This is a genomic window from Bacillus swezeyi (genome assembly GCF_001969815.1).
Taxonomy (GTDB): Bacteria; Bacillota; Bacilli; order Bacillales; family Bacillaceae; genus Bacillus; species Bacillus swezeyi.
Window position 1 is genome coordinate 17,509 of record NZ_MRBK01000025.1, and the last position, 15,343, is coordinate 32,851.

The 15,343-nt window shown below is 38.2% G+C and carries 16 protein-coding genes and 4 pseudogenes; 1 reads left to right on the top strand and 19 read right to left on the bottom strand.

Going from position 1 to position 15,343, the window contains the following annotated elements; translation table 11 throughout:
* Nucleotides 1–178 precede the first annotated feature (178 nt).
* The 12 genes and pseudogenes from BTA30_RS17965 to BTA30_RS18020 all read right to left on the bottom strand — a co-directional run.
* Entirely contained in the window at nucleotides 179–1,468 is a 1,290-nt protein-coding gene (locus tag BTA30_RS17965; protein ID WP_076762675.1) for a homocysteine synthase, read from the bottom strand.
* Between the two features lie 220 nt (nucleotides 1,469–1,688).
* A complete protein-coding gene (gene trxB / locus BTA30_RS17970) occupies nucleotides 1,689–2,624 on the bottom strand; it encodes a thioredoxin-disulfide reductase (protein ID WP_076762676.1) in 936 nt (311 codons plus the stop codon).
* Nucleotides 2,625–2,667: 43 nt separating this feature from the next.
* Nucleotides 2,668–2,991 carry a thioredoxin family protein gene (locus BTA30_RS17975; protein WP_076762677.1) on the bottom strand — a complete coding sequence of 108 codons (324 nt, stop codon included), beginning with the start codon at nucleotides 2,989–2,991 and terminating at the stop codon, nucleotides 2,668–2,670.
* A gap of 51 nt (nucleotides 2,992–3,042) precedes the next feature.
* Nucleotides 3,043–3,477 (bottom strand): OsmC family protein, encoded by a 435-nt coding sequence (locus BTA30_RS17980; protein ID WP_076762678.1) that lies wholly within the window; start codon nucleotides 3,475–3,477, stop codon nucleotides 3,043–3,045.
* A 54-nt stretch (nucleotides 3,478–3,531) separates the two neighbouring features.
* Nucleotides 3,532–3,867, bottom strand: a complete 336-nt coding sequence (locus BTA30_RS17985) for a thioredoxin family protein (RefSeq protein ID WP_076762679.1) — start codon at nucleotides 3,865–3,867, stop codon at nucleotides 3,532–3,534.
* Between the two features lie 142 nt (nucleotides 3,868–4,009).
* Nucleotides 4,010–4,738, bottom strand: coding sequence for a DsbA family oxidoreductase (locus tag BTA30_RS17990; RefSeq protein ID WP_076762680.1), 729 nt, complete (start codon nucleotides 4,736–4,738; stop codon nucleotides 4,010–4,012).
* 25 nt (nucleotides 4,739–4,763) lie between these two features.
* Nucleotides 4,764–5,129, bottom strand: a complete 366-nt coding sequence (gcvH, locus tag BTA30_RS17995; protein ID WP_076762681.1) for a glycine cleavage system protein GcvH — start codon at nucleotides 5,127–5,129, stop codon at nucleotides 4,764–4,766.
* Between the two features lie 90 nt (nucleotides 5,130–5,219).
* Nucleotides 5,220–5,738 (bottom strand): OsmC family protein, encoded by a 519-nt coding sequence (locus BTA30_RS18000; RefSeq protein ID WP_076762682.1) that lies wholly within the window; start codon nucleotides 5,736–5,738, stop codon nucleotides 5,220–5,222.
* A gap of 96 nt (nucleotides 5,739–5,834) precedes the next feature.
* The gene (locus BTA30_RS18005) at nucleotides 5,835–6,407 is read right to left on the bottom strand and encodes a TetR/AcrR family transcriptional regulator (RefSeq protein WP_043928354.1); all 573 of its coding nucleotides are present in this window, start codon (nucleotides 6,405–6,407) and stop codon (nucleotides 5,835–5,837) included.
* A 234-nt stretch (nucleotides 6,408–6,641) separates the two neighbouring features.
* A pseudogene (locus tag BTA30_RS24510) lies at nucleotides 6,642–6,914 on the bottom strand (substrate-binding domain-containing protein); the annotation flags it as partial.
* Nucleotides 6,833–7,264: a poly-gamma-glutamate hydrolase family protein gene (locus BTA30_RS24515; protein WP_076762683.1), complete on the bottom strand. Its 432-nt coding sequence runs from the start codon at nucleotides 7,262–7,264 to the stop codon at nucleotides 6,833–6,835. The pseudogene BTA30_RS24510 and the gene BTA30_RS24515, both read right to left, overlap by 82 nt.
* A gap of 346 nt (nucleotides 7,265–7,610) precedes the next feature.
* Nucleotides 7,611–8,057: pseudogene (locus tag BTA30_RS18020) on the bottom strand (ABC transporter ATP-binding protein); the annotation flags it as partial.
* Nucleotides 8,058–8,180: 123 nt separating this feature from the next.
* On the opposite strand from BTA30_RS18020, the pseudogene BTA30_RS18025 reads away from it, so the two are divergent.
* Nucleotides 8,181–8,489 (top strand): annotated as a pseudogene (locus BTA30_RS18025) (sigma factor-like helix-turn-helix DNA-binding protein); the annotation flags it as partial.
* A gap of 105 nt (nucleotides 8,490–8,594) precedes the next feature.
* On the opposite strand, the pseudogene BTA30_RS18030 reads toward BTA30_RS18025, so the two are convergent.
* The 7 genes and pseudogenes from BTA30_RS18030 to BTA30_RS18060 all read right to left on the bottom strand — a co-directional run bounded on the left by BTA30_RS18030 (nucleotide 8,595) and on the right by BTA30_RS18060 (nucleotide 14,600).
* Nucleotides 8,595–9,826 (bottom strand): annotated as a pseudogene (locus BTA30_RS18030) (alanyl-tRNA editing protein).
* 18 nt (nucleotides 9,827–9,844) lie between these two features.
* A complete protein-coding gene (locus tag BTA30_RS18035; RefSeq protein WP_076762684.1) occupies nucleotides 9,845–10,951 on the bottom strand; it encodes a D-TA family PLP-dependent enzyme in 1,107 nt (368 codons plus the stop codon).
* Nucleotides 10,948–11,337 (bottom strand): RidA family protein, encoded by a 390-nt coding sequence (locus tag BTA30_RS18040; protein WP_076762685.1) that lies wholly within the window; start codon nucleotides 11,335–11,337, stop codon nucleotides 10,948–10,950. Before BTA30_RS18040 ends, BTA30_RS18035 begins: the two co-directional genes overlap by 4 nt.
* A 21-nt stretch (nucleotides 11,338–11,358) precedes the next feature.
* Nucleotides 11,359–12,333 (bottom strand): asparaginase, encoded by a 975-nt coding sequence (locus BTA30_RS18045; RefSeq protein WP_076762686.1) that lies wholly within the window; start codon nucleotides 12,331–12,333, stop codon nucleotides 11,359–11,361.
* Nucleotides 12,334–12,376: 43 nt separating this feature from the next.
* Nucleotides 12,377–13,480: a threonine synthase gene (locus BTA30_RS18050; protein WP_076762687.1), complete on the bottom strand. Its 1,104-nt coding sequence runs from the start codon at nucleotides 13,478–13,480 to the stop codon at nucleotides 12,377–12,379.
* A gap of 74 nt (nucleotides 13,481–13,554) precedes the next feature.
* Nucleotides 13,555–13,929 carry a RidA family protein gene (locus tag BTA30_RS18055; RefSeq protein ID WP_076762688.1) on the bottom strand — a complete coding sequence of 125 codons (375 nt, stop codon included), beginning with the start codon at nucleotides 13,927–13,929 and terminating at the stop codon, nucleotides 13,555–13,557.
* A gap of 5 nt (nucleotides 13,930–13,934) precedes the next feature.
* Entirely contained in the window at nucleotides 13,935–14,600 is a 666-nt protein-coding gene (locus BTA30_RS18060) for a helix-turn-helix transcriptional regulator (RefSeq protein ID WP_076762689.1), read from the bottom strand.
* Nucleotides 14,601–15,343: the final 743 nt, after the last annotated feature.

Here is a 15,343-nt window from a genome sequence, read left to right on the forward strand (position 1 = left end):
CTCCAACTTAGCGACTTATACGTACAATGGAGATCTTCAATATGCTAGCTGTTACATGATAACACCATAATAATTCTTAAAAACCCGTTGTTTCTTCTATTTAAAAACGCCATTCTATTGGTTTGTAATGATAGAATGACGTTTTTTAAATTTGCTTTGCGATGAGCTGCAGGTAATGTTATTGCTGACTGACTTGGAGAGCGTTGTCTAAATCGTAAAGAATATCATCAATCGTTTCAATACCAATAGAAAGACGAATCATATCCGGAGTAACACCGGCTTTTACCTGACTTTCTTCATCCAGCTGTTGATGGGTCGTGCTGGCAGGATGAATAACCAGTGATTTCGCATCGCCAACATTCGCCAAATGACTGAAAATCTTCACGCTGTTAATAAATTTCTTCCCTTCTTCCACACCGCCTTTAATACCAAATGTGAAAATGGATCCTGCTCCTTTCGGCAAATACTTTTGAGCAAGTTCGTGATAAGGGTTTGATGCAAGGCCTGGATAATTAACCCATGAGATATGGGGATGTTTTTCTAAAAATTGTGCAACCTTAAGGGCATTTTCTACATGGCGCTCCATCCGTAGAGGAAGAGTTTCTAATCCCTGAAGAAACATAAATGTATTGAATGGCGAAGCGGAAGCTCCAATGTCTCTAAGCAACGTAACGCGTGCTTTTGTAATATAAGCTAGCGATCCCAGTGCATCTGTATAAACTAGCCCATGATAACTTAGATCTGGTTCTGACAAACCTGAAAATTTTCCGTTAGCCCAATTAAATTTTCCAGAATCTACAATAACACCGCCGATAGAGGTTCCATGGCCGCCAATAAATTTGGTAGCCGAATGAACCACAATATCTGCGCCATACTCAATTGGCCTGCATAAATATGGGGAGGCAAATGTATTATCAACGATAAGCGGAACATTATTTGCATGTGCAATATCGGCAATCGCTTGAATATCCGCAATATTCATTCGAGGATTTCCAATCGTTTCTATAAACACAGCCTTTGTTTTATCATTCATTTTTTCTTGAAATTGAGCTGGATCATCTACATCAACCAAGTGAAATTTGATTCCAAGCTTTGTCAAAGTATGAGCAAATAAAGCGTAGGTCCCCCCATACAGGCTGCTGGAAGCGATAATTTCATCTCCTGCTTCCGCTATGTTCAAAATAGAATATGTAATAGCTGACTGTCCCGATGAAGTTGCTAATGCCCCTACGCCGCCTTCCATTAGGGCAACACGTTGCTCAAAAACATCATGAGTAGGATTCATGATACGTGTATAAATATTTCCGGGTTCTTTTAAAGAAAACAAATCTGCAGCATGATCTGTGTCGTTAAAAATATATGAGCTTGTTTGATAAATAGGGACTGCTCTAGAATTTGTAGTAGGGTCAGGTACTTGTCCTCCATGAAGAGCGATTGTTTCAAACCCTAATGAATGCTTTTTCGCCATCATTATCCCCCCGTTTCACTCGTCTTTATATTTTGAATATTACGTAATGATATTACAGAGTTTACTTCTCTACTACCCATTTTGTTTGTAATTTTTTGTATAAACTATCGTTCTGATTCATAATTTTCCCCTCTAACTTTTTTATTTCACACCTAACTGTACCTACTATTCGGTACAATTAGGTGTGATATATATTACCAAAATAGATCAATGTTGTTTCTTATGAATTCTCAAGGTTTTCAATATAATGTTGGACGCTTTGAGCTGCTATTGATCCATCACCCGTAGCTGTGACAATTTGGCGCAAGGTTTTTTCACGGATATCTCCAGCTGCATAAATACCAGGAATCTTTGTAGCCATTGCTTCATCTGTCACTACATAACCTTCTTCATTGGTTATATCTAAGTTTTTGAATGCATCATTTAACGGAAGTGTACCCACGTAAATAAATACACCATTTGCAGGGAATTGAGATTGTTCCCCTGTTTTTGTATCTTTTAACGTTACTGTATTCACTATTCCATTTCCTGCATTTATACTTGTAACTTCTTTATTCCAAATAAATTCAATCTTTTCATTGCTAAATGCTCTTTCTTGAAGTATTTTTTGCGCACGCAACTGATCTCGACGATGAATAATGGTGACTTTTGAAGCGAAACGTGTAAGATACACAGCTTCTTCTACAGCTGAGTCTCCTCCACCCACAACAACAAGTTCACGTCCTTTAAAGAATGCTCCATCACACACAGCACAATATGAAACTCCTAGACCACCAAGCTCATTCTCCCCTGGAACCCCAAGCTTTTTATGGTCTGCCCCAGTAGCGATGATAACAGATTTTGCATAAAATTCTTTCTTTGTAGTTACTACTTTTTTCAAATTGCCTTCATCTATAATTTCTTTTATATCTCCATATTCATATACAGCACCAAACTTTTTGGCGTGCTCAAACATTTTATTAGAGAGGTCTGGACCTAAAATATGATCAAAACCAGGATAATTCTCTACATCCTGCGTATTAGCCATTTGTCCACCAGGTATTCCACGTTCAATAAGCAATGTGTTTAAATTAGCACGTGAAGTGTAAACTGCTGCTGTCATTCCAGCGGGTCCTGCCCCAACTATGATGACATCATAAATTTTCATTTCCTCCAATATGTTCTCCCTCCTCTAAAAGAATTCATTAATACACATTTAATTAAAGGGACTTAATTTTTGAAACTTCTTCTTTTAATTGCGCAATACCAACAATACCAGCAAAAGGTTTTTCGAATTTATTATTAGAATAGAAGCGTGTATTAGGGATACTCATTACACCAAATTCCGCAGCAAGCTCCGGATTCTCATCCACATCAACTTTAACAACTTGTACTTTATCACCAAACTCTTTGTCAAACTCCTCTAATGTCTCAGCAAAAACCCGGCATGGTCCACACCAAGATGCTGAAAAGTTTAGTAAAACCACTTTATCTGTATTTAAGTTCTTTTGTAAATTTCCATCTGTTACTTTGATTATAGTCATTTTGTTTTCCTCCTGGTTGTAAAAAGCTTTTTTAAAAATTAATTGAATCGATTAAAGAGTAGACACTTTACCTTTGACTTCTATTTCTACGCCTGCTTTTTTGATCATGTTACCTACTATACATGCTCTATCAGCTGCTTCATTCACTCTTTGCATTGACTGTACTTCTTTTTCTGTTGCATCAGCAGATAAAACAACACGAGGATAATGGATAATATCAAAACTACTGTCAGAAGCAACCATCTCAGAATCAACCTCAATACTCACTACTGGCAGTTTTCTTGATTCAACCATAGACACTAATGTTGCTACATAACAAGCTTGTACTGATGACACCAGGATTTCTTTAGGTGATGCCCCTTCCCCATTACCTCCATACTCTGTTCCTATAGCAATGGGTATATCAATATATTGAGATTTGATGGTGCCGTTACCTTCTACTCCTCCTTTCCAAACAGCATTCAGTTTTACATTCAAATTAGACATATTAAACACTCCTCAAGTTTTTGATTGCCATACTTTTTTAACATTGTTAAAACATCATGTTGTATATATTTTACTTACTCTTTCTAGTCTTTTTTCTAATTGTTCAAAATGAACAAAGCGTACTTCTCTCAAATATTCAGTTCCTTCAATGAATAAAAGGAGTGCAGGAACTGTAAGAATTGAAAACCTTGAGGCTATCTTCTCTACGCTGTAAGCATTGATATACCCTAAATTTATATGTGGAAATTTATCCAGTAATTCTCTAAGTTGAGGCAAGACTGCATGGCATACTCCACAATCCGGCCTTGAGATATACAAAAAACTAAATTTATTATGATGGATAAAGTTATCTATTGAATCTAAAGATGTTAATTCAACTGTTTCTACCATTAGTTCTCTTCCTCCTAATATTAGTCTTTAATAGGATTAAACTTAAAATTGTCATTGCTATAGAGATCAGATCTAATTTTAGTTTTAGAAGAGAAGTTAGAGTTTAGAAACAACTCACCTAAGGGAAATTTGTTGCTCCCACTTATTTTTTACTTGTAGGAATTCCGCAGCTTCCATCAGAACAAAGCGTGTCATCCTCACTATTCACTGATAGATTCTTAAGTTTCAGTAACGGATTTACTTCTTCCCATACTTTGTTGAGTGCCTCTAAGAAAGCCTCCGCTGGTTGTGCACCTGAAACGGCGTATTTCTGATTTATAATTAAAAAGGGAACTCCAGAGATACCATAACGCTTAGCTTCTATTTGATCTGATCTTACCTCATCTGCATAAAGAGACTTGTCATTAAGGACCTTCAGAGCCTCTTGTCTATCTAAACCAGAAGCCTCTGCTAAATCTGCAAGGGTTTCATGATCACCTACATCCTTAGAATCAGTAAAGTGTGCATAAAGCAGAGTTTCCGAGATATCAGCTTCTTTTCCTTTTGTTTTTGCCCATTTTGTTAAGCGATGGGAATCAAACGTATTAGTTGGTTTCAAACCTTCTAAATTAAATATTAATCCAACCTCTTTTGCACTTTGGGTTAGGTTTTCAAGGAACTGTTTAGTTTGTTCGGAACCCCCAAATTTAGGGAGTAATTTTTCATAATAACTTTGCCCATTATATACTGGCGCACTAGGATCTAATTCAAAGCTTTTATATTCAACTTTAACTTCATCTTTAAAAAGGAATTGTTTCAATGCTTTTTCTAAATTTTGTTTACCTATATAACAAAAGGGACATGCTACATCAGACCAAACTTCAATTTTCATATGAACACTCCTTTAATTAAATTATTTAGCTTTTACTTACGTAATTATCGTATTCCTCCGCATTTAGAAGCTCTTTTATCTCCTCTGTGTTAGAAGCCTTTACTTTCAGTAACCACCCTTTATCGTAAGGTGATTCATTCACCAATTCTGGACTACCTTCTAATTCTGTATTCACTTCTACAATCTGCCCGTTAATCGGAGAAAAAAGCTCAGATGTAATTTTAACTGATTCAATACTCCCAAAGCTAGCATCTTTCACTGTTGAAGTTCCCACTTCTGGGAGTTCTAGAAATACAATTTCTCCAAGCGTTGATTGAGCATAATCAGTAATTCCTAAGGTAGCAATGCTGTTATCAACCTTTACCCATAAATGTTCTTTAGAATGATACATACCTGTTGTACTCCTTCAGTCAGTTATAAGAAAGTTACTGTACCTACTATTTGGTACAGTAACTTTCGAAAAATACTCTTATAATTATTCTTATTTCTTATTGTGACTTAAAGATGCCTGAACATGAACATTTCTTTGGATTGTATTTTTTACAGGTGAAAGTTTCATGGCCTGTGCAACAAGTTCTTCAATTTGATGTTCATCCGCATCACTATCGACATTAAAATGAGCATTGATTTCATCAAAACCAGGATTTCCTTCTTTTAATCCTAAAAAGACATTCAAATCTAGTTGTCCTGAAACCTCTACTTCTAACGAGTTTATCTTGATTCCCATTCCACTAGCATTTGCAATAAACCCCACTGACAAGCAAGAACCTAGTGCGCTTAATAAATATTCCACTGGGTTTGCTCCCTTATTGGAACCTGCTAACCATTTTGGCTCATCAACATGAATAGGAGCATGATCACCTACTTTTGCCTCAACATGGAATCCATTATCCCATTTTACAGAAGATGACCAACTTCCAGTACCTTCAGCAGGATTTTTTTTGTATTGCTCCACTAAACCTTCAATAATACTCATATCAACACCATTAAATTTTGCCATTGTTTATCTCTCCTTCAGTACAGAATTATACCTACCAGTCGGTACAAAAAGAACTTAACATAAGGAAAACAATGTTGCAAGAAAAAAAACAGTTGACTATTCTAGATTAAATTGTTTTCGGATTACTTCTATAATGTCACTTAAAAAGTTGACGTTTTGTTGGTTTTTCATTAACAAAATTCCTCCTTCAATCATAGCTACAATTGCTTGAGCATCTTTTTTAGTATCAAAGGAATCTAACAGACCTTGTTCAACCATTTCATTTAATGTAGTCTCTATAGCCCCTATCCAACATTCAAATAAATGTTGAATTTTCACACGAAACGTTTCATCATGCTCACTCATTTCAATGGCTAAGTTTCCAATAGGACAACCTGATTTATTCTTCACTTCAGTATGAAAAGTAAGGGTTCTGTCCAGCATCATATTTAACTTATTTACTGGAGTATTATCGGACTGAAGAATATTTGATATTAACTCTGTTTGATATTCATGGACTATAGATTCCACTACTGCTAATCCTAAATCATATTTAGATGAGAAGTAATGATAAAATTGGCCTTTTCCAATTTCTGCAGCCATAAGAATATCTTTTATAGAGGTTGCTTGAAATCCCTTAGAATAAATAATCTCTCTTGCAGCTGATATTATTTCTTGCTTTTTAGACAAATTTCTCACACCTTAATCGCAAAGTTTAGTTTATATATTATATGATTCCATTAGGTTTTTGCCAAGTATTTTAGGAATGGTTCGCATTTCCATCATTCAGTATAGTCATCAGAATATTACTTTCATGTAATGAACAGTTGCGATTCTGAATGAACTCGAAACAGACACCCCTTCCCTGATTTTGGAGAAATAATATTACTCGATTACACAATGGAGTACCTACTCCAGCAATTTTTAAGTTGTCCTACCTTCGAAAAGCTGTACGGGCAAATACGTTTCAAGTGGCAAATCATCAAATTTGTCTTCAATTTGTTTTTCTAAAATCTTAATGGCCGTTTTGGAAATTAATTCAATCGGCTGTTGGATAGTAATCAATTCTGGCAGAATAGCCTGAATGGTTTCTGTGCCGTCATAACCGATCACTTTTAATTGATCTGGAATGTCTTTTCCACGTTTTTTGGCTTCCGTAATAACTCCTGCAGCCATGATATCATCACTTGCAAAAATATCCCGTCAACTGAAAGCGTAAGATCATGATTGTTCAATATGTCTAAGGCTTGTGGCTCGTCGAAGTTCGTACTCGTAATATGCAGGTCCAACGCTCCCGGAATTTTTAAGGCTTCAAACAAGTAAGTCGAGAAATGAGTGCTGAGTTCTTTGGCAATCTCGCTTGTCCCTCCTTCGATCCCTCCGCCGTGCGGCGCGAAGATTAGAGCAGAAGTTCCTAGATCCCTAGTAAAGATATTATAACTCGCAGGGTCTTCGCCCTCTTTAAGTTCAGCGAAATTCCGATACTTGTCAGAAGCATAGGTGATATTTATAGAAGTAAACAACACTAGGAAAGAAACGAATAACACGCTCGCTCCGCGTACCTTTGAAGCATTGGACGGTGGAGTGAGTAGCTTTTATCATCTGCACGATCATTAATGCCATACTATCTTCCCCTCAGCTGTTATTTATTGATAATCATAAAAGAAATCATGACGGCAGCATACCCCACCAGCCAAACAACAGTGAAAAAATATATTCCTTATCTGTGTGAATACACGCGAAAGAATAATACAGTATCCACTAAAACTGAATATAAAAACATAAAAGACGGACATTTTTTCGTGAGCCTGTCTTTTTATTACGTAATAGTGTTTGAGGGAATACAATGACAAGCGAAAGATCTGTTCCAAAAGTAAATATTTCGCATTGTGCCTAACTATTTTGCCCTGTTTTTACAAGAGCTCTACCGCATAATCCGGTCGGCAGACACATCGGCATTTGATCGACCGGGCTTTTCATAATGCAGCATTCAAGTCCAAAAACGTCTCGGAACAGCTCTGGTGTAAATACTTCAACAGGAGCACCGGCGCTGTATACTTTCCCGTCCAATATGCTGATTAAATAATCGGCGTACTGTGAGGCCTGATTCAAATCGTGCAATACCATGACAATTGTACGGCCATGCTCCCGATTCAGTTGTTTTAACAGCTCCAATAATTCGATCTGATGCGCGATATCCAAAAAAGTTGTAGGCTCGTCAAGCAGAAGCAGATCCGTGCCTTGCGCCAAAGACGTGGAAATCCAGGCTCTCTGCCTTTGTCCGCTCGAAATGGCATCAAGCGTCCGATTGCGCAGCTCCTCCCCCGTTGCTTGTAAAGCAATTATAATGGGCATATTCATTGCAATAACTGACTTTGGAGTATCGGGTAACAGTAAGCTCCCTAAACAAAACCGATTAATCCTTTATCGCTTTAACGAAACAAAAACGGATAACCTGTGAGTGGCATTGAAATTTCGCTCATCGATGTCCTTAAGTCGGAAAACGAAGACGTCATCGACACCATCCAGCTCAGGCACAGAGCTTGAAAAAATCAAAAAATACATCGACATCCTGGACGGCAGAGAAAAAGAAGTCATCGTCGGCCGCTTCGGCCTTGATTTGAAGAAAGAAAAACGTAGCGTGAAATCGCGAAAGAGCTTGGGATTTCGCGGAGCTATGTGTCGCGGATTGAAAAGCGGGCGCTGATGAAGATGTTTCATGAGTTTTACCGGGCGGAGAAGGAGAAGCTGAAGAAGGCGAAGGGGAAATGATGTCATGGAAGCCGGCCTAAAACACCGGCTTCTATTTCTTTCTGCCAGGCCCTCAATAAACCTGGAGCTTGTTATCCAATTACAGAGGCCTGTTGAAGTTACCTTTTAATTTTCTTCTGAGTTTATTTGTGTTGCTATAATGTTCATAACATTTTTCATAAATTCCTCTTTTGTTAATAAAGCAGTCCCTCCACCTTGGGCGAACATTTTATTTCCTCCACCTTTTCCATCAATGAGGGAAAGGCTTTCTTGCATTAGGTCTCTCATGTTCATTTTATTTGCTTCTCCTCGCCCGCAAACCAGTTGGAAGCGATGATCGTTCTCTGACAAGAAAAAAATAAGGGCCCGTTTTTCTCGATCAGCGATCATTTTTGCTAGCTTTTGAAGTTCTTGAATCGATCGATCTGAAAACGTTTCCATCATCATGACAGTATCATTTTGAATGGCGCTTTTTGCTAATAATTCATTGGCTTCATACTGAAGATTTTTTTCATTAGATTCTAGAAGCGCTTTGTCTAGCTTCTTTACATTTTCAAGCAACCGTTTGACAGCTTCGCTTAATTCCCCTTCAGGACGATTAAGTAATCCAGTCAATTCAACGATTACCTTTTGTTTTTGATCGAATTGGGTTATGACCCGATTACCGCATACAAAATACAGACGAATTTTTTTCCTCTGTCTTTCCCAATTCAATACTTTTATTGCTCCGACTTCCCCTGTAGCACTAGGGTGTGTTCCGCCGCATCCGTTGTAATCAAATTCATCAATCATGACAAGACGAATATTTTCTTTTACAGATGGGGTTTACGAATCGGATAATTTACTAAGTCATCATATTCTACCCACTTTGCGACTATGGACCTATTTTCCGTTATGATCTCGTTTGCAAGCTTCTCTGCTTTGCCTGCCATTTCCTCTGTTAATTCTGATACATCAAGGTCAATGGTAACCGTATCATTTCCAAGATGGAATCCAACTGTATGAAGATCGTACAACTGCGCGAATGCCGCCGACAAAATATGCTGCCCGGTGTGCTGTTGCATGTGATCAAAACGCCGTTCCCAATCAATAACCCCAACAACCTGATCATCTAAATGCGGTAAAGTCCTTTCTACATAATGACGAATTTCTCCATCGACCTCTTCAACGTTTAAAATCTTGACTCCGTTCAATGTTCCTATATCATGGGGCTGGCCCCCGCCTGTTGGATAAAAGGCTGTTTCCTCTAGGGTAATATAAAAATCACCTTTTTTGTCCTGTTGTTGTTTCAAAATTTTCGTTTCAAACGTTTTAAGATAGGGATCTTTGTAAAACAGTTTGTGATGATTCGGGCTCATGCCATCTCCCCTTATTTTTTATTGAAGTCTTCCTCTAGCTTCAATGTCTAATTCCTCTACAACCTCTCTATTAGAGACTAGATAGGCTTTTTCATGTAAATTAACAACCGGACAAATATGATTAGGAATAATTTGAACCTTATCTCCTATATTCACTTGGTTGCTAAAGTCTTCATTGTAAATAATAGCATGTTCGTCGAATACGCCATGAATGTAAACGTCCTCGTATTCTTTGATACGGCCAAGTCCTTTGGTTGCAGTAAGCCCTTCACTTCGTGTTTGGGCAGTAATTCCCTTGGCCCCTACATCTGTAATGACTCGTTCTTTTGTTGGTTTACTAATCACGGTTGTGAGTACAAAAGCAGCACAGCGATCATACGTACCAATTACATTTGCTTGTGAGGCGTCCATAAAAATGTAAGTGCCAGGTCTAATTTCTGTCACCCCTTCTGGAATATCAAACTTAAACATGAAGGGAGGAGTAGAGCCAATACTAGCCACTTTCGGCTTTAGATCCATTTCTTCCGCAATTCGGGCGAAATGTAATGTTCGTTCTACACTTTCTTTATAGAGTTCTTTACAATGTTCTACACTTTTCGCTTTATAAGAATGTCCGTCATGTGAGAAGATTCCTTTAAGCTCGACATTTTTACATGTTTTGATTAATTCTAATAAAGTACGAAAATCATCTTCTTCAATAATTCCGGAGCGTTGTTCTCCCACTTCAATTTCCACTAACACTTGGGCTTTCCTTGTGGCTCCTTCAAATACTTCTTCAATTTCACGTACTTGATACGCACTATCGATTCCAAAAGAGATATCAATCGTTTCAGATAGTTTTCTAATACGTTCAAGCTTTGACTTCCCAACAATTTCATTTGCGATAAAGATATCTTTTAAACCATTTCTCGCCATCACTTCAGCTTCTCCTATTTTCGCTACAGCGATTCCTGTAGCCCCCATTTCTTCTTGTAGCTTAGCTAATTTAGGCATTTTATGTGTTTTTGTATGAGGTCGTAAGCTTACCTTCTGTTCGTTAGCGTAATTTTGCATATCCTTCATATTGCTTAACATCACGTCTTTATCGATTAAAAGAGCTGGTGTATCTAATTGTAAATCATTCATTGTGCCTCCTCCTTTATCGCTGCAATGGCTTCAACTTCCACCAGACACCCGGCATATAAATGATTTGATGGAACAACTACTCTTGCCGGTTTATGATTGCCGAAGAAATGAGCATAGACCTCATTGATATCCGGCCAATACTTTACATCTGGGGTATAAAGCCGGCATAATATCACATCTTCCTTGGCTAATCCCCGTTCCTTGAGGACCAGCTCCATATTTACCAATGCCTGTTTTGCTTCTTCTTTGATGCCCCCAGCTGGAATTTTCCCCGTTTCCGGATTCATCGACAACTGCCCTGAAATATAGAGAACACCATTGTGTTCCATGGCTGGCACGTAATGGCCCCCATCACGTGTTGAATATTTCGTGTGTACAGGCTTCAAAATAATCTCCTCCTATCATTCCTAATATTTAAAGCTTGCCTCATCTATCTTCTGGTCAGCAGCCAGCAAAACAGCGAGTTTGATCCTTGCTTTCTTACTGTCATAGCTGCCGCCTAGTATGATTCCGGCGTCTGCATATGTTGAAGCACTTCCTTGGAATCCATATACTCCCTTGACTTCACCTTCGTCAGCACTTGTTGTCAGAACGACAGTAATCCCTTTCTCTACGGCTTTCTTTGCACTTTCTAATATTGCTGGAGCCGTATGGCCTCTTCCCGGCGCCTCAATAATGATTCCTGCACTCCCACATTCAACTGCATAATCTATAAACTTTCCGTCTGATCCAAGTGAACACTTAATAAGTTCTACATTTGGCAATGGTTGAATCAGCTGATACGTCTCACGCTTGATTAATCTTTGATGAATTGCTATCTCATCTTGATCGGCCGTTCCCAAATAACCGAATCCCGGTGAAAAAAAACCATCAACATTTGACGCATGCTGTTTTTTTACATATCGAGCAGCAAAGACCCTCTCATTAAACAACACTGTTACCCCTAAGCCTCGCGCATCAGGATGTGCCGCTAATAAGAAAGCTTGTCTTAGGTTCACAAATGCATCTGTACCTTCAAGTGTCGGTCCTCTTTGTGACCCTGTTAACACGACCTGCCTTTCATCAGAAATAACCAGATCAAGGAAATACGAAGTCTCTTCAAGGGTATCTGTTCCATGCGATATCACAATTCCGGCAACATCTTCATTCCGGAAGAAACTCTCTATATTTTGCTTCAGAATGTCAAGGTGATGAAAAGTCATATGACTGCTTGACATTTGAAAGACTGACTTGATTTCAATCTCTATATGAGAAGGCAGTCGACACATTTTAGAAAGCTCTTCACCTGTCATAGCACCTGCTTCTAATAGACCTGTTTCAGGATCAGGCTTACTTGCAATTGTACCGCCAGTACTCAGCAAAATGATTTTCTTGTTTTCCATGTTAACTCCCCCAATTCCATATTAAAGGTTTCTCTCTTAGTTCCTAATTAGATTTAATCCCAGCCCCGCATAATGGAATCACGATTTTTTCATCAGAAGAATGATCGTATTTTAAATATCCTGCATAGTTAGCCGCTGTTGTTGGCTCAACATAAAAGCCTTTACTAGCTAATGCTGTACGAGCTTTTAAAATCTCTTCCTCATTGGTTGTAATGATTTGGCCGTTTGTGGCACGGATGGCTTCTAATATTTGAGCAGATCTTGCCGGTTTGGCAATCGCGATGCCCTCTGCAAGTGTTCCGCTGTTTTCGACGGGTTGAGCAGCTTGTCGATTGTTGATAAATGCCTTTGCCAACGGCGCACAATTCTCTGCCTGTATCGCAACCAGTCTTGGCATTTTGTCTATACATTTGTTCTCTAGTAATTCTTTAAATCCATAGTAAACCCCAAGTAATAACGTACCATTGCCAACTGGAATAATAAGCGTATCCGGCGCTCCATTCATTTGTTCCCAAATCTCAAAGGCATACGTTTTTGTTCCTTCATAGAAATATGGATTAAAAACGTGACTTGCATAGAATTTTTTCTCTATATTCACAGCCTTTTGCGCTGCTTCAGCCACATCTTCTCTTGTGCCTTCAATTTCGCGAACGTTGGCTCCATGCGCTTTCACCTGCGCGATTTTCTTAGGTGATGTCCCTTTTCCAAGAAAGATGTCACATGCGATGTCAGCCCGCTTGGCGTAAGCTGCAATAGATGTCCCTGCATTTCCGCTGCTGTCAGCTATCACATGCTTCACTCCCAGCTCTTTTGCCTTAGCCATTAATACAGCGGCACCGCGATCTTTAAAAGACAAAGTAGGCATCATATAATCCACTTTCACAAGAGTATTCGGCTCCCCGCTGTCTAACACGATGAAAGGTGTGTATCCCTCCCCCATCGTGATGCCGCTCCATATGGCGGAGTCACGATCAAATGGCATAGCATCAATATATCTCCACATAGAAGGAATGTCTTTGAGCACTTTTGAATCGGACCATTCTACTTTTTCTTTTACAAGGTCTAACACTCCGCCACACTGGCATTTCCACACCTGTTCAGACACATTGTATTTCGTACGGCAGGAATGACATTGATACTGTTCCATTATTTTTAGACCTCCTATTATATATTTATTTATATTTTATATATTTTTTTATATGATTTAAGCAAAAAAATATATTACAAACTGGCGATTGCTTCAATTTCAACCTGAAAACCGTAATGCAGCTCGTTCGTCGGAACAACTGACCGTGCTGGGCGATAATCGTGAAAAAAACTCTGACAGACATTGTCAACACGATCTAACAAATTGATATCGTGAAGATATAGGGTTATCTTTACAATTTTTCCTTTATGGCTGCCGGCTTTTTTTAAGATATACTCTATATTTGACAATACCTGTAAAGTCTCTTCTTCAATGATGCCAAATTTCTTTTCCTGCGTGATTGGATCAATGGCAAATTGCCCTGATACATAGACCGTGTTTTGATGAATCACAGCTAACGCATAATGACCGTTCGATTTTAAATTCCCTGCCTCAAAAATACTCTCCACTCCGCTCACTCCGATTGTCTTTTTTTCACTTCATCTAAATAGCTGTAGACTGTTACCTTTGAAATGCCTAATTGTTCTGCCACTTTATCAATGGCACCTTTCATGAGGAATATCCCCTTTTCATCCATAAATTTGATCAGCTCGATTTTTTCCCGGCGTTTCATTAGGGAATGTTTGCGGTTCGCTACAATTTGTTCAATTAACTGATTCGTAATCTCTTCTACATTCTGAATGGAGGCTTCCTGTTCCGTCGTATTCGGAGTTTGTATTTGACTTTTCTTTTCCGTGCCAGGCATAAATGCATTTAACATTTCTTTCATTTGAATCAAGACATTCATGTCATAGTTGATGCAAAAAGCCCCAATCACCTGCTGTTGGCCATCTCTAATGAGGGTAGTCGATGATTTTATTGTTCTCCCATCATCTGTTTGGATTTCATATCCAGCTAAGTAATCCGCTTTAAATTCACCGGATAAAAGAACCTTTTTCACCAAGTGATCAAAGGATTGGCCAACCTCTCTTCCTGTTACATGATTGTTTATTGTGAAAATGACGGAAGACTGGGGGGTTGTCAAATCGTGAATGACGACCTCACAATTTGGACCAAACATTTCCCCTATCGTTTTTGCAAATGGTATATAACTTTTTAAAATCTGTTTTGCTTCAGTCAAACCTAAACACCTAACTTTCATTTCCCTGCATTCATCTCAAGTGATTTAATTCTTGAATTCATTATATAATTTTTTTTAAAAAAATGAAACAAAAATATATTTTTTTATACATGGGATTGATCATTCATTACACTCATTTTTATTTTGGCCGCAAAATGGTTTGAGCTGTAAATAAACTACTAAATAATTGTTGTCGCATGCACATGTCACTGGTGCCATGATTGTTAAAGTAGCCATTATTAAAGGTTAATGACTATATCCGAGTAATGGATTAAACAATTCAAAATTTTTTTACGATTCTGTCAGAATGATATAATTAACATATAGATTCAATCCCCCACTCTAATTTCATGTCTAGGTGAGTTCATTAGCAGTTCCATTAATAACAATATGCTAAGCCTTGAGATGTCCCCAGTTTTTTCAAAAAGGAAGCACAATTACTTAAAACAATTTCCTGTATGTTTGGATATGATGAAAAGTCAGGGGGAGTTATGACCAGTGGTGGGAGCCTTGCTAATCTTCATGCTCTTACAGTAATATAAATCTGGTAAAGAAACAGCAAATACTTTTAATGAGAACAGGAGTGATTCTTATGGAACAAAAAATTTATGAATTGCTTCTTGAAATGCAAAAGAACTTGAAAAACGTGAAGCAAGACGTAAAAGGCTAAAGAACAGCTTGACCGTATTGAACAGCATGGAAACGATAAGGTTGTTGCAATGCTTCAGAAATTGAATAGAGAA